At 45.7% G+C, this 14,768-nt stretch carries 16 protein-coding genes; 4 read left to right on the forward strand and 12 right to left on the reverse strand.

The genetic code is table 11. The annotated features are described in order from the left end of the window. Positions 1–35: 35 nt before the first annotated feature. From atpD to NFR90_RS06010, 10 genes are all read right to left on the reverse strand, one after another. The gene (gene atpD, locus NFR90_RS05965) at positions 36–1,439 is read right to left on the reverse strand and encodes a F0F1 ATP synthase subunit beta (RefSeq protein ID WP_160335986.1); all 1,404 of its coding nucleotides are present in this window, start codon (positions 1,437–1,439) and stop codon (positions 36–38) included. Positions 1,440–1,468: 29 nt separating this feature from the next. After that, the gene (gene atpG / locus NFR90_RS05970) at positions 1,469–2,341 is read right to left on the reverse strand and encodes a F0F1 ATP synthase subunit gamma (protein WP_251451439.1); all 873 of its coding nucleotides are present in this window, start codon (positions 2,339–2,341) and stop codon (positions 1,469–1,471) included. Positions 2,342–2,364: 23 nt separating this feature from the next. After that, entirely contained in the window at positions 2,365–3,906 is a 1,542-nt protein-coding gene (atpA, locus tag NFR90_RS05975) for a F0F1 ATP synthase subunit alpha (protein WP_160335988.1), read from the reverse strand. Positions 3,907–3,923: 17 nt separating this feature from the next. Further along, positions 3,924–4,472: a F0F1 ATP synthase subunit delta gene (locus tag NFR90_RS05980; protein ID WP_160335989.1), complete on the reverse strand. Its 549-nt coding sequence runs from the start codon at positions 4,470–4,472 to the stop codon at positions 3,924–3,926. A gap of 2 nt (positions 4,473–4,474) precedes the next feature. Then, positions 4,475–4,945, reverse strand: coding sequence for a F0F1 ATP synthase subunit B (locus NFR90_RS05985; protein ID WP_160335990.1), 471 nt, complete (start codon positions 4,943–4,945; stop codon positions 4,475–4,477). Positions 4,946–5,017: 72 nt separating this feature from the next. Then, positions 5,018–5,260 (reverse strand): F0F1 ATP synthase subunit C, encoded by a 243-nt coding sequence (atpE, locus tag NFR90_RS05990; RefSeq protein ID WP_008810358.1) that lies wholly within the window; start codon positions 5,258–5,260, stop codon positions 5,018–5,020. A gap of 51 nt (positions 5,261–5,311) precedes the next feature. Next, positions 5,312–6,133 carry a F0F1 ATP synthase subunit A gene (gene atpB / locus NFR90_RS05995; RefSeq protein WP_160335991.1) on the reverse strand — a complete coding sequence of 274 codons (822 nt, stop codon included), beginning with the start codon at positions 6,131–6,133 and terminating at the stop codon, positions 5,312–5,314. Between the two features lie 16 nt (positions 6,134–6,149). Beyond that, a complete protein-coding gene (locus tag NFR90_RS06000; RefSeq protein ID WP_251451441.1) occupies positions 6,150–6,494 on the reverse strand; it encodes an ATP synthase subunit I in 345 nt (114 codons plus the stop codon). Positions 6,495–6,632: 138 nt separating this feature from the next. Continuing rightward, the gene (locus NFR90_RS06005) at positions 6,633–7,514 is read right to left on the reverse strand and encodes a ParB/RepB/Spo0J family partition protein (RefSeq protein WP_160335993.1); all 882 of its coding nucleotides are present in this window, start codon (positions 7,512–7,514) and stop codon (positions 6,633–6,635) included. Between the two features lies 1 nt (position 7,515). Next, a complete protein-coding gene (locus tag NFR90_RS06010) occupies positions 7,516–8,313 on the reverse strand; it encodes a ParA family protein (RefSeq protein WP_251451443.1) in 798 nt (265 codons plus the stop codon). Positions 8,314–8,530: 217 nt separating this feature from the next. Between NFR90_RS06010 and NFR90_RS06015 the strand changes: the two genes are divergently transcribed. The 4 genes from NFR90_RS06015 to NFR90_RS06030 all read left to right on the forward strand — a co-directional run bounded on the left by NFR90_RS06015 (position 8,531) and on the right by NFR90_RS06030 (position 11,961). After that, entirely contained in the window at positions 8,531–9,592 is a 1,062-nt protein-coding gene (locus NFR90_RS06015) for an ABC transporter permease (RefSeq protein ID WP_251451444.1), read from the forward strand. 2 nt (positions 9,593–9,594) lie between these two features. Continuing rightward, entirely contained in the window at positions 9,595–10,356 is a 762-nt protein-coding gene (locus tag NFR90_RS06020) for an ABC transporter ATP-binding protein (RefSeq protein ID WP_160335996.1), read from the forward strand. Positions 10,357–10,488: 132 nt separating this feature from the next. Further along, entirely contained in the window at positions 10,489–11,349 is an 861-nt protein-coding gene (locus NFR90_RS06025; protein ID WP_251451446.1) for an MlaD family protein, read from the forward strand. Positions 11,350–11,364: 15 nt separating this feature from the next. Next, positions 11,365–11,961: an ABC-type transport auxiliary lipoprotein family protein gene (locus NFR90_RS06030; RefSeq protein ID WP_251451448.1), complete on the forward strand. Its 597-nt coding sequence runs from the start codon at positions 11,365–11,367 to the stop codon at positions 11,959–11,961. A 238-nt stretch (positions 11,962–12,199) separates the two neighbouring features. Here the strand turns inward: NFR90_RS06030 and rsmG are convergent, their stop codons facing one another. Both rsmG and mnmG read right to left on the reverse strand, forming a co-directional pair. Further along, positions 12,200–12,850, reverse strand: a complete 651-nt coding sequence (gene rsmG, locus NFR90_RS06035; protein WP_251451449.1) for a 16S rRNA (guanine(527)-N(7))-methyltransferase RsmG — start codon at positions 12,848–12,850, stop codon at positions 12,200–12,202. Continuing rightward, positions 12,840–14,762, reverse strand: a complete 1,923-nt coding sequence (gene mnmG / locus NFR90_RS06040) for a tRNA uridine-5-carboxymethylaminomethyl(34) synthesis enzyme MnmG (protein WP_251451451.1) — start codon at positions 14,760–14,762, stop codon at positions 12,840–12,842. Before mnmG ends, rsmG begins: the two co-directional genes overlap by 11 nt. Positions 14,763–14,768 lie beyond the last annotated feature (6 nt).

Consider the following 14,768-nt stretch of genomic DNA (forward strand, 5'->3'; position numbering starts at 1 on the left):
AGGTTGGCTGGTGAGAGACGAGCTCTCACCTCAGATTACTTGATGGTCTTAGCCTTTTCAAAAGCTTCATCAATTGTGCCGACCATGTAGAAGGCCTGTTCCGGAAGCTGATCGCATTCGCCGTCAACAATCATCTTGAAGCCGCGGATGGTTTCCTTCAGCGGAACATACTTACCGGGGGAACCGGTAAACACTTCAGCAACATGGAAGGGCTGAGAAAGGAATCTCTGGATCTTACGAGCTCTTGTAACGGCGAGCTTATCTTCAGGAGAAAGTTCGTCCATACCAAGAATCGCAATAATATCGCGGAGTTCTTTATAGCGCTGCAGAGTGGCCTGAACACGGCGAGTTACGCTGTAATGTTCTTCACCGATGATGTTCGGGTCGATCTGACGAGAAGTAGAGTCAAGCGGGTCGACAGCCGGATAAATACCCAGAGCTGCGATATCACGAGACAGAACAACTGTAGCGTCCAAGTGACCGAATGTTGTAGCCGGAGAGGGGTCAGTCAAGTCGTCAGCAGGAACGTAAACAGCCTGAATGGAGGTAATAGAACCAACCTTTGTAGAAGCAATACGTTCCTGAAGCTTACCCATTTCTTCAGCCAGTGTCGGCTGATAGCCTACGGCTGACGGCATACGGCCGAGCAGGGCGGATACTTCAGTACCGGCCAGTGTATAACGATAAATATTGTCGATGAAGAGAAGAATATCTCTGCCTTCATCACGGAAGGCTTCAGCCATTGTCAGACCGGTAAGAGCCACGCGGAGACGGTTTCCGGGAGGTTCGTTCATCTGACCGAAGACCATGGCCACTTTGTCGAGAACCTTAGATTCGCCCATTTCATGGTAGAAGTCATTACCTTCACGGGTACGTTCACCGACACCGGCGAAAACAGAGTAGCCGCCGTAAGCCTTAGCGATGTTGTTAATAAGTTCCATCATGTTGACGGTCTTACCAACACCGGCACCGCCGAACAGACCAATCTTACCGCCTTTGGCGAACGGGCAGACAAGGTCAATAACCTTAATGCCTGTTTCAAGAAGGTCGACGGACGGGCTCAGTTCGTCAAACTTAGGAGCAGCTCTGTGGATCGGCATACGCTTTTCTTCGCCGATCGGACCTGCTTCATCGATCGGACGTCCGAGAACGTCCATGATACGGCCGAGAGTCTTCGGGCCGACCGGAACTGTAATTCCGTGACCGAGAGCTTTAACAGCCATACCGCGCTGGAGACCTTCGGAAGAACCCATAGCAATGGTTCTAACGATGCCGTCACCCAGCTGCTGCTGAACTTCAAAGGTCAAACCTTCTTCAGCAAGCTTATTGTTTTCGTCCTTTTCAAGGACAAGTGCGTCGTAAACTTTCGGCATTTCTTCGCGGGGGAACTCGATGTCGACCACCGCGCCGATAACCTGTACGATCTTTCCGATACTCATAGGTATTCCTCGTTTCGATTTCTTTTCAATTAAGACACAGCCGCGGCGCCACCGACGATTTCGGTGATTTCCTTAGTAATGCCGGCCTGACGTGTCTTGTTGTAGACCAGTTGCAGATCGTCGATAAGCTTCTTAGCGTTATCAGATGCGGCCTTCATGGCGACCATACGAGCACTCTGTTCGCTTGCCATGTTTTCCGCTACTGCCTGATAAATAAGCGCTTCAACGTAACGCTTGAGCAGAACCTTTAAAACTTCTTCAGGGCTAGGTTCATAGATGTAGTCCCAAGAGTTTTGATGTTTGTCCGTCTCAACGGCCGATTTCGGCAAAGGAAGAAGCTGTTCAATCACAGGTTCCTGCTTCATCGCATTGATGAAACGGGAGTAGGCGATGTAGACGTGGTCTACACGGCCTTCCTGATAGGCTTCGATCTGAACTTTAATCGCTCCGAGCAAGCGTTCCAAATTTGGACGATCACCGAGCTGAACGACCTGCGAGACAATTGGCACACCGATGCGCTGGAGGAAACCTAATCCTTTGTTTCCAATAGCAGTCGCTTCAACTTTCTTACCTTCATGCGCCCAATCTCTAAGGGTATGAGCCAAAAGTCTCTGAATATTGGTATTCAAAGCGCCGGCCAAACCCTTATCGGTTGAAACAACAATCAAGCCGATGTTCTTTTCCTCCGCAGACTTGCGGAGGAACGGATGAACGGCTTCTGTTGAAGCTTCTGCCAGGTGACCGATTAAGTTACGGATGGTATCGCCGTACGGACGGGCCGCACGCATACGATCCTGGGCCTTCTTCATCTTGGAAGCGGCCACCATCTCCATCGCCTTTGTGATCTTACGGGTGTTTTGAACCGATCTGATCTTGGCTCGAATTTCTTTGGTACTTGGCATTAGGATCCTCTAACGTTGCTCAATTAGAAAGCACCGGATTTCTTGAACTCTTTGACAGCTTCTGTCAGAAGTTGTTCATCTTCCTTAGAGAGCTGCTTTGTCTCTTCAATACGTCCGATCAGATCCGCATGATTAATCTTCATGTAATCCTGCATCGCGTTTTCGACTTTCAGAGCATCCTTAACTTCGACATCATCATAGGCACCCATGTTGATGGCGAAAAGTACGAGAGCTTCTTCCCAAACCTGAAGAGGCTGGTACTGAGGCTGTTTCATGAGTTCGGTAACGATACGGCCGCGTTCCAGCTGTTTGCGTGTCGCTTCGTCAAGGTCGGAAGCAAACTGAGCAAACGCAGCAAGTTCACGGTACTGAGCCAGGGCCAGACGTACACCGCCGCCAAGTTTCTTAATAACTTTGGTCTGAGCAGCACCGCCGACTCGAGAAACCGAGATACCGGGGTTGATCGGAGGACGGATACCGGCGTTAAAGAGGTCGGTTTCCAAGAAGATCTGACCGTCGGTAATAGAAATCACGTTGGTCGGAACGAACGCTGTAACGTCGCCTGCCTGTGTTTCAATAATCGGAAGAGCAGTCATAGAACCAGTCTTACCCTTGACAGCACCCTTGGTAAAGCGTTCGACGTATTCCGGGTTGACACGCGCAGCTCTTTCGAGCAGACGGCTGTGCAGATAGAAAACGTCGCCAGGGTAGGCTTCACGTCCCGGCGGACGGCGAAGCAGCAGGGAAATCTGACGATAGGCCCAAGCCTGCTTGGTCAAGTCATCATAAACAATGAGAGAGTCCTCACCGCGGTCGCGGAAGTATTCACCCATTGTTGCTCCGGAGTAAGGAGCAATGTACTGCATGGCTGCAGATTCGGAAGCGGAAGCCGCAACGACGATGGTGTAATCCATTGCGCCGTATTCTTCGAGCTTACGAACAACGTTGGCAATCGTAGAAGCCTTTTGGCCGATCGCAACATAAATACAGATAAGGTCTTTGCCTTTCTGATTGATGATGGTATCGATAGCAACAGCAGTCTTTCCAGTCTGACGGTCGCCAATGATCAATTCACGCTGACCGCGTCCGATAGGAACCATAGAGTCAACAGACTTAAGACCGGTCTGGACAGGCTGGCTAACAGACTGACGTTCGATAACGCCAGGAGCAACCTTTTCAACAACGTCATATTCGTCGGTAACGATCGGGCCTTTGCCGTCAATCGGCTGACCAAGAGCGTTAACGACACGACCGATCAGGGCGCGTCCGACGGGGACCTGAAGGATTCGGCCGGTAGTTTTAACAATGTCGCCTTCGGAGATATGTTCATAGCTACCCAGAATAACAGCACCGACAGAGTCTCTTTCAAGGTTAAGAGCGAGACCGTAGGTGTTGTTGGGGAACTCAAGCATTTCACCCTGCATCACATCGGAAAGTCCGTGGACACGACAAATACCGTCGGTAACAGATACGACTGTACCTTCGGTACGAAGGTTGGTATTCAGACCCATACCTTCGATTCGCTGCTTCAGCAGCTCGCTAATTTCACTCGGATTGAGTTGCATAGCTATCAGCTCCGTAATTAACTTGTGAGGCGAGACTTCATTTGCTCAAGTCTTGCCTTAACTGTGCCATCAAGCACCTTGTCACCGACTGTAACGCGGACTCCGCCGATCAAAGAGTTGTCAACGACAACCTTGGGCAGAAGTTTCAGGTTCGGGAATTTCTTTTCCAGAGCCTTGACAAGGTCAGCTAACTGCTCATCATTCATGGGGTATGCGCTTTCGATAAGAACGTCGGCCTCATGATTTTCCTGATTGAGCAAATGACGAAATTGTGCAGTGATCTGAGGAAGAGCTTCGAGTCTTCCGTTTTCGATTACTAATTTGAGGAGGTTTTCGGCTTCGGCAGGAACCTTATCACCGAGCATTCCTCGAATAAGATCGTAAGTTTGGTTCACGGTCAAAGAAGGATCGTTAGATAATTCTTTGAGCTTAGGATCCTCAACGATCTCATCCAGCACGTCGAGAACAGGCAAAAGCTTGTCAGCCAAACCCTCTTCTTTACTGTCCTTAACAGCCTTAAGCAACGCTTCGGCATAAGGACGTGCGATAGTTGAGATCTCTGCCATGATTACAATTTCGCCTTAAGTTGGTCAAGTAATTGCTGGTGAGCCGAAGCATCGACTTCTTTACCCAGGATCTGGGAAGCTCCGGACACAGCCAAATTTGCAACCTGATCCCTAAGAACGTCTTTGGCAGCCTGGATTTCCTGAGCAGCCTGTGCACGAGCCGCGGCAATGATCTTATCGGCTTCGACCTGAGCCTGTTCTTTGGCTTCGTCGATAATAGCCTGACCACGCTTTTCGCCCTGAGCAACAATAACCTGAGACTGGGCTCGAGCGGCAGCTTCGATGGAAGCTCCTTCTTTTTTCGCTTCTTCCAAAGCATGTTCGCCGCGATCAGCTGCGGCTAAACCGTCAGCAATCTTTTTCTGCCGCTCTTCGATTGCTCGATTGAGCGGTGGCCAAATGAACTTCATGGTGATCCAAGCACCGACGAAGAACACGGCCATCTGTACGAACAATGTGGCATTAATGTTCATTTTCTAATCCCGTTAAGCATTTGCTGAGCAAATGCAGTTTGTCTATAAAAACCGCAACGAAGGTTTGGCTGATTAGCCGACAAACGGGTTAGCAAAGGCGAACATCATGGCGATACCAACACCGATAAGGAACGCAGCATCGATAAGGCCGGCGAGAAGGAACATCTTGGTCTGCAGTGTGTTGATGAGCTCAGGCTGGCGAGCAGAGGCTTCAAGATACTTGGAACCCATGATAGCGATACCGATACAGGCACCGAAAGCACCAAAGCCAATAATCAGGCCACAAGCTAATGCAACATAAGCGACGTTTGTCATAACGAACTCCTTGTTTAATATGACGTGTTTAAATCAAAAGAAAGAAAATAATTAGTGTCCTTCATGAGACTGACCGATGTAAACCAGAGTCAGCATCATCATAATGAAGGCCTGAAGTAAAACAATAAGAATATGGAAAAGCCACCAGCAGAGACCAGCAAAGAACTGGCCGATCACACCGAAAGCAGTCATTCCGATTTCTCCCTGCCAAAGCATACCTGTAAGCAGAGCGATCAGGAAGAACAGCAGTTCACCGGCATACATGTTGCCGAAGAGTCGCATACCCAGAGAGACTGTTTTAGCAATGTATTCGATGATGTTTAAAAGGAAATTAAACGGCCAGAGCAGGATGAAATTACCGAAAGGCGCTGTGAAAAGCTCTTTGTTGAAACCGGCAATACCCTTGATCTTAATACCGTAGTAGATCATGAGAAGAAGCACGCCGCAGGAAATGCCGAGCGAACCGTTCAAGTCGGCAGTTGGAAGCGGACGCAGATAGTGAATTCCGAACCAGCTGCCGATGGCGGGGAGCAAATCAACCGGGATAAGGTCGATTGCATTCATAAAGGTAACCCAAACAAAAACTGTCAGAGCAAGCGGAGCGATGAAGGTTCTGTCTCCGTGAACGATAGATTTCGCCTGATCAGAAACCATCTCAACAAGCATTTCAACAGCACACTGCCATTTCCCCGGAACTCCGGTGGTCGCTTTCCTGGCCGCTGAGTATAAAACCCAAAGCGCAAGAATCATCATTGCGATAGAGAATACTGCCGTGTCGAAGTTAAAAACAGAAAAGTCAACAATGCTTGTCTGCTTTACTGTGGACAGATGCGTTAAGTGGTGCTGAATATACTCAGTAGCCGTGCCTGCCATGATTGTTAATCCTTAATTATTCCCTGCTAGCTAAAGCAAAAACGTGACTTAATAGAACTACGCCGGCCGACAAAATAAACGCTAACCAGTTAAGTTCTTTATAAAACAAAGCGACGCTGAGAAATCCTAAGATGACCAGCGAAACCTTGATAAATTCAAAAACAAATACCCCTAGAGGACTTGCGGCTCTGTTCCTGGTTAAGTACATCAAAAAAATAACCAAGAAAGACGGGAGCGCACACACAGCACCACCTAATAAGGACGACACAGCCGCCGCACTTCCGCCAATGGCCAGCGCAGCAACTGTACAAATCAGACAGGCTATCAGTTGGCAGAAAACAACTCTTCTTAACGCTTTCATAAAAACAATTGTCTTCAGACCGTCCTGTAGAAACACGTGAATTCTAATAACTTAGCTTAATCTGAGCAACTCAAACCGCAGAATATCATCCGTTCTACCGAAGGGTTTATATGGATACAGGTATATTTTGTTACGTTTTTAACGACTTAAGAGCCTCATAAGCTCTTCCATATCTTTTTTCGAGTCAAATGAAATGCGCAGAACTCCCTTTCCCGAATCGCCGGATGTAACCTTTACTTTCAGGTTTAGGATTTTTGAGAGTTCTTTCTCGTATGACGCCCATTCTTTGTTTTTTTCAGAAGGCGCTTTCGGCTGATCCTTTTGCTCAGACTGTTCTTTCATCCTCCGGACAAGCTCTTCAGTCTGTCTAACGGATAAATCCTTCGAAATGATCAGGTTCGCTGCAGAAATTCTCTCTTTTTCCGGAAGCGAAAGAAGGCATCTGGCGTGCCCCATATCGAGTTGCCCCTCACGAACCATATCCTGAATCTCTTGGGGTAATGAAAGCAAGCGAAGAATATTGCTGATCATCGGACGTGACCGCCCGATAGCTGCCGCTATTTCTTCGTGGCTGTACTTAAATTCCTGAACCAAACGCTCCAACCCAGCTGCGACTTCCATCACATTAAGGTCCTCGCGTTGCAGATTCTCAACAAGCCCGATTATCATTGCCTGCTTATCGTTTACACCCAGAATACGAACTGGGACTTTTTTCAAACCGGCTAATAATGCAGCCTGATAGCGGCGTTCACCGGCGAGAATCTCAAATTTGTCCGCATCCGTCCTTCTCACAACAATCGGGTTAAGAATGCCGTTTGCTTTAATTGAATCTGATAAATCTTTCAGAGAATCCTGTTCAAACTTTGTCCTCGGCTGGAACTTTCCGGGATGCAGAGAGTTGATGGGAAGGGTCGAAGGTAAAGTTTCGTCCGGGGATGTATCAAGGACATCAGCAACGCTCTTCACGCCAAAAAAATTATCTAAGCCTTTTCCTAATCCTTTGGGTTTTCTTGTTACCAATTTATTTACCTTTCTTTCCGCGTTTAATCAACTTGTGGAGTTTTTCCCGTTTTGCAAATTCCTCGGCAAATGATCTATAGGCCTGGGCTCCTCTTGAGCTCGAGTCATAGTTCAGACCGGACAGCCCATGACTCGGTGCTTCCGCTAAGCGAACATTCGTAGGTACAACCGAACCAAACATAGATTTTCCAAAGAACTCAGTCAACTGATCGCTAACCTGTCGCTGAAGAGTGATTCTCGGATCAAACTTCACACGAAGCAGACCGGATATAACCAGATCTCCGTTTATTTGTTCACGCACTGCGCGAATCGTCAGAAGCAAATCGGATACACCCTCAAGGGAAAAGTACTCGCAAGTCATCGGGATAATCAGACCCGCTGAAGCACTGAAAGCATTAATGGTTAAGATCGACAATGTCGGCGGGCAATCAATCAGAACGACGTCGTATTCGTCTTCAAGAGGGGAGAGGAGTTTCTTAAGCGCCAATTCCTTCTGTTCGGCCCCCAGAAGCTCTTCTTCTGCAGAGGCAAGTCGTCTGTTTGCTCCGGCAACATCGTAGCCATTTTGTGAGTGAGTGATCACTCTCTTTAAATCAGCCTGACCAATAATTGCTTCATAAATCGAAGGAAGCAGCTTCACTTTATCGATACCGCTTCCCGTAGTTGCATTACCTTGAGGGTCAAGGTCAATTAGAAGGACGCGATAAGACATCTCGGCAAGTGCTGCCGCTAAGTTAACAGCGGTCGTGGTCTTACCGACTCCGCCCTTTTGATTTGCAATACAGTAAATCTTTGACATTTAAGATTTCTTTCTAAACCCACTAAGTAACCGCACAATTTTACAGAGATTTAATTTTATTTTTCACCGAAAGGAACAGTGCCGTCAAAGACTGATTCAAATTGTCTATAAGTAGTCTCAAGACGGTAATGCTTAGGACATTTTAATCTTCCGTCCTCTAGAATGTTTCGTACAGGGCAAAACTTTGACCGATGTATCAGATAGCTGGAATACAGAAATGAGTGATCCCATCAAACTTCCCGATCGTCTGACCGCAGAGGATTCTTCTCCTCTTTGGGAGCAAGTTCTCAATGCCGCGGACGCCGGACAAGTGCGAACAGTAGACGCTGCCGCAGTTAAATTCTGTGATGAAAGCGGCTTAACTTTACTCTATGAAATAAGACGGCAGCCGGAGAGATTCCAGCTCATTAATCTTTCCGCTGATCTTGAAAGCGTATACGCGACGATGCTTCGGAATTTTTCACCGGACTTAACAGAGCGTGAGAAATTAGGGTTCGTCAGCACATTAGGTAAGTGGCTAGCCGATAAAGTTACCGATACAAAAAAGAGCATCACTTTTTTAGGCTCATGCATATGCGCTCTTTTTGGTGTCCTTATTCATCCCTCACTGATCAGATTCAGAGAGATTTACGATATTTCGGATGAGAGCGGAAGTAAAGCAGTCACCATTATTTGCCTCATCGGTTTTTTAATGGGCGTCATCATTGCATTTGAAACAGCGCTCGTTGCGAAAATTTTTGGTGCTGTCATCTTTGTCGTCAATGGTATTGGAATTGCCATGACACGCGAACTTGGTCCTCTAATGACCGCTATTTTATTTGCAGGTCGTACCGGTTCAGCGTTTGCCGCGCAGATTGGAACGCAAAAGGTAAGTGAAGAACTTAATGCAATTACCACGTTCGGTCTTGACCCGGTCTATTTTCTTGTGGTTCCTAGATTAATCGCCTCTTCACTTGTCCTCCCGCTTCTTTCTGTATTTGCCACGATACTTGGTGTATTAGGCGGCGGCCTGGTCATGAGGCTTTACGATATTACATTCACGCAGTTTTACATCCAGCTCATCCACTCAATTTCTGCGACGGATGTTTTTTTCGGCCTTATAAAGGCGGTTATTTTTGGATTTGTTATCGCCTTAATCGGCTGTGAATGCGGCATGAATACGGGTGCGGGCGCAGCTGCTGTGGGTGATTCGACGACTAAGTCCGTCGTCAAAAGCATTGTCTGGATCGTTCTGATTGACGGAGCCGCAGCTCTGCTCACCAACCGATTAGGATTTTAACCATGAAGGAAAGAGAATCTGTTATTCAGGTTAAAAACCTGACAATGGGATGGCCGGGAAAAGTTCTCTTGGATAATGTCTCTTTTGACATATACGATCGTCAGATTGTTTTTATTATGGGAGGTTCCGGATGCGGAAAGTCGACATTAATGAAAACAATTATTGGTCTTAATCCGCCTTTGTCCGGTGACATACTCATCAGAGGGAAAAGTATTATTCACTCGGGAAACGAAATCCCGAATATCCAGCGCAGTCTGGGCATTATGTATCAAAGCGGCGCTCTTTTTGGTTCCCTCAGCGTTCTCGAAAACGTACGCTTTCCTTTGGATCAGTTCACCGACCTGCCAATGAAAGCTAAGAATCTAACGTCTCTAATGCTTCTGAATGCGCTTGAGATGCCTGCAGCCGCTAATCTCATGCCTGGTGAGCTTTCCGGAGGCATGATCAAAAGGGCAGGTATCGCCAGAGCACTTTCTTTAGGTGCAACTATTCTTCTTCTTGATGAGCCAAGTGCGGGTTTAGATCCGATCACTTCGGCCAATCTTGACGAGACTATCAAAAAGCTAAGGGACGAACTCGGCTGTACCTTTGTTATTGTCAGTCATGAACTGCAAAGCATTTTCAGAATTGCGGACAGGTGTCTGATGCTGGATCCGAAGACAAAATCCATCATTGCTGATGGAAATCCAAAAGAGCTTCAGGAGAACTCGCCCAATCCGTGGGTAAGGCAATTTTTTAATGCAGAGCCTGATTCGGAGAATTAAATGAACAATAGAGCAAATTATTTTCGGCTGGGTCTGTTTGTTTTGACAGCCATTGTTCTGGCCGTCCTTTCGATCGGTGTCATAGTAGGTCCGAATCTTTTTCGTCCTCAGAGTCACCTCGAAACGTATTTCATGTTTTCTATTAGCGGGCTTGAAGTTGGATCTCCAGTTAAATTTAGAGGAATACCGGTAGGGGAGGTGGAAGAAATTCTTCTATCATCGGAAGCCTACCCTTCGAATCATCAGGAGATTCTCTCAGAAAAGAACTCCGTCGCTGTTGTCCGAATGAAAATCAACCTTGCGGATGAAGAAGTAAAAAAGCAGCTCAAAGAATACATTTCTCACGGATTGAGAGTTCAGACGCAGCTGGCCGGTATTACAGGTTCTCTCTACCTTTCCATGGAATTTTTGGATAGTGACAAATATCCGGCTGATCGAATCAAATTCAGTTGGACTCCAAAGTATTTGTATATTCCGTCAGCCCCGAGTTTAAGCAACGAAATTGTAGAGAATGTTAAAAATTTCCTTGCAAGTCTTGATACTCTTGATTTGAAAGGAAATCTGGAAGGAACTTTACCCGTTCTTCAATCTTTGATTGGAAACTTGGAGAGAATCGCCAAAGGCTTAGAGCCTAATCTATTTAATTCTCTTGGTGATTCGCTTACACAGCTCTTCGTAAACGCCGACCACAAAATAGATGAGATTAATGTTTCACATCTCAACGAGCTCATTGAGCAAATCAGAAAATCCGCTGCAAGTTTAGATAATCTTGCCAAACGAACGGAGGCAGAAAAGCTTATTAAGAATTTGAGCAGTCTTTCTCAGAATCTCAACAACATGATTAAGACCAACAGTTACGATCTTGCTCTCACGCTCAGAAATTTGAATGCAATTGCTGAGAACTTAAAGAATCTGTCTTCATCTATCCCAAACAACCCTGCGGGTTTGCTGCTTTCACCCAAGCAGGCCGGCAATCCGTTAAGTAATAAATGAAATTGAAGGTACAAAATGCTTAGAAGACTTCTTCTTCAATCCTCTTTTCTGACCCTTGCAGGTTGTTCCATACTTCCGGAAAGACCTCCTCTCAAGCTTTATAGCATTTCATTAGGAGCGCCTACTTACAGGAACAGCATCAGTAAACGGAGACTTTCATCCGTTCGTGTCAATCCTCCCATGGTTGCCGAGCCATATGACTCATCAAAGATTTACGTCCTTGGAGAGGACAACAGAATGTTCAATACGGAAATCAGTCAGCTCGTTTCCACACCCTCTCAAATCATTGCTGCCGCAATTCGAGAAAAACTGTCCGCCGGTGGTCCTTGGAGAATTGTGCTGTTACCGAACTCCATTGCACAGTTTGATTATCAGCTGACGATCTTCATTTCAGAATTTTATATTTCTGCGGTTTCCAAGCCTTACCAGGCTAAGGTTGCTCTGCAAGCCTCGGTTACCACAACAGCCTTTGACAAGCTCGTTTATCAAAGACAATTCAGCGCAGCCTCAGACATTGAAAAAGCAGAAATTCCTCTGGCAGTCAAAGGACTGGAAAATGCCCTTAACACTGTCCTGAATGAACTGACTGTCAGTTTGAATGAGTCTCTCTGAAAAATAGAAATCCGTTATAAGAGCGTCATATCACTATAATGCCGTCTCTTGAGAAAACGGACCTATCATCGGCGGCAGATAAAAGCATAATTCGGCAGCTGCGAAAGAAGTGAAGAATACTTACTAAGTAATGATGAATTAACACAACAAGAAACTTTGTCTTCAACACTGTTAACTGAAAGGCCTTGCGACTTCAGCAAGGCCTTTTGTTCAGTACTTAAAGTTAACTTCAACTTTATTATTTTCTACTCAATACAACCAAATGTCTTTCCGAATCAACATTCGGAATTTCTACTTTTCTGATTTCAACAACCTTAACAAAATCCGGGATTTTCTCAATCTCTTCTTCAGGGAGTTTTCCCTTCATGACTATCCAACGTCCGTTTTTGCTTAGATGTTTCTCAGTTAGGTTTATAAAAGTTGAAATAGAAGCAAATGCACGAGACGTAATTAAATCGAATTTTTCTTCCGGACAATATGATTCAACTCTCGCATTTACCGCCTGAGCATTCAACAGTTTTAAGTTGATGATGGCCTGGCTAACAAAGGCTATTTTCTTTGCCACTGTATCTACTAAAGTAAACCTGAAGTTTGGCAGTAGGATAGCTGCAGGTATTCCGGGGAGCCCGCCGCCGCAGCCTACATCCATTACGCTGGTTTTCCCATTCGGTTGCTCAAACTCTTTCAAGAGAGGAATTAAAGTAGCAGAGTCTAACAAATGCTTATCAATAGCTTCCGTTTCATTATTGATAGAAGTGAGGTTATATACCTTGTTCCACTTCAACAGCAGTTGAAGGAACTTGTCCATCTTTTCCAGGTTCACTTCATTAACCGAAAGATGCAGCGCCTTAAACCCTTCAGAAAGTCTCTCAAAGTTCTTATTCTGCATTTTTTGCACCATTGCTGTTATGTCTCTTGATATATACCAGCAAGATAGAAATTGCAGCCGGTGTTACACCTGATATCTGCAGAGCTTCACCCAAATTCCTCGGTCTGATCTTTTTAAGTTTTTGAGTCACTTCAAAGGATAGACCCTTGGCTGAATCATAATCAAAATTATCAGGAATTACCGTTTCCAAACGCTGGAGATTTTTCTCAACTTCTTCTCTTTGTCTGTCTTCATAACCTTTGTATTTAATCCGCGTAACCAGCGTATCGGCTAAAGAAGAATCTAGATACGGTGGATTAAGAACTGATTCACCGTTTTGCATCTTTAGTTTTGTCAGATCTGTGTATACAAGCTCCGGCCTTCTCAGTAAGTTATACAGATTCGCTTCTTTACTTAAATCTTCTCCTAAAACGGATTCAACTGAAAGAGCATCTAATACGCCCGGATTTATCCAGATCGATTTAAGTCTTTGTGTTTCTTGTTCAATCAATTCTTCTTTTCTGCAGAAAAATTCCCAACGCTCTTCTGATACAACGCCAAGCTTATACCCAACTTCAGTAAGTCTCTTATCAGCATTGTCCTCACGAAGACTCAATCGAAATTCCGCCCGTGATGTGAACATTCTGTAAGGCTCATTAACACCTTTCGTAATCAGGTCATTAATCATCACACCAAGATAACCCTCATATCTCCTGACAACGAACGGTTCTCGCCCTCGTATGGACAGAACCGCATTGACGCCGGCCATCAGACCCTGTGCTGCCGCCTCTTCATAGCCGGTTGTTCCATTTACCTGGCCGGCTAAAAACAGATTTGAGAATTCCTTACTTTCTAAATTATCCTTCAGGTGTGTTGGATCGTAATAATCATATTCAATCGCATAGCCAGGTCGAATGATATGTACATTCTCCAAGCCCTTTATGGAATGTATAAAGTCGACCTGAACATCGTACGGAAGACTGGTTGAGATACCGTTAGGATAATATTCATAGGTATTTAGTCCTTCTGGTTCCAAAAATACGTGGTGAGAGTCCTTTTCGCTAAAACGATGAATCTTATCCTCAATCGAAGGGCAGTATCTTGGCCCGATTCCCTCAATCATCCCCGTATATAAGGGTGAGCGGTCCATATTCCTTCGAATAATGTCATGCGTTGAGACATTAGTTGATGTGATCCAGCAAGGAACCTGGTCAGGGTGATCCTCAGCACTACACATATACGAAAACACGGGTACCGGATTTGAATCACCAAGTTGCTCAGAACAGCGACTGAAATCGATTGTTCTTCCATCCAGTCTAGCAGGAGTTCCGGTTTTCAAGCGTGATCTTGGCAACCCTAGCTGTGCAAGATCGCCCCCTAATTCAATAGAAGCGGGATCTCCGCTTCGACCTGCTGAATAAACTGTCTCTCCGATAAATACCTTGCCGTTTAGAAAAGTTCCCGAACATAAAACTACCGCTTTAGAATGAACCCCAATACCAGATCGAAGATATACACCCTCAACGGCATGACCGTTCACGATCAAACCGTTTGCAGCTTCTTCTATTAAATCTAAGTTTTCAATCGATTCGATACGCTTACGCATCTCAAATTTGTAAAGTCGGCGATCGATCTGCGCACGGGTTGCACGAACTGCCGCCCCTTTTGAAGCGTTTAATACTCGAAACTGAATACCTGAAAAATCAGTAGCTTTAGCAATTAATCCGTCTAACGCATCAACCTCTTTCACGAGATGACTTTTTCCGATGCCTCCTATTGATGGATTACAGGATTGCTGACCTAAGTTATCTAAATTATGTGTTACAAGCAGCGTCTTCGCCTTCATTCTTGCGCACGCTGCTGCTGCCTCAATACCGGCATTACCACCGCCGATAACGATGACATCGTATTTAATTGGATATAAATAACTCATAATGTT

The organism is Parasutterella muris, assembly GCF_943193095.1.
GTDB classification, from domain to species: domain Bacteria; phylum Pseudomonadota; class Gammaproteobacteria; order Burkholderiales; family Burkholderiaceae_F; genus Parasutterella; species Parasutterella muris.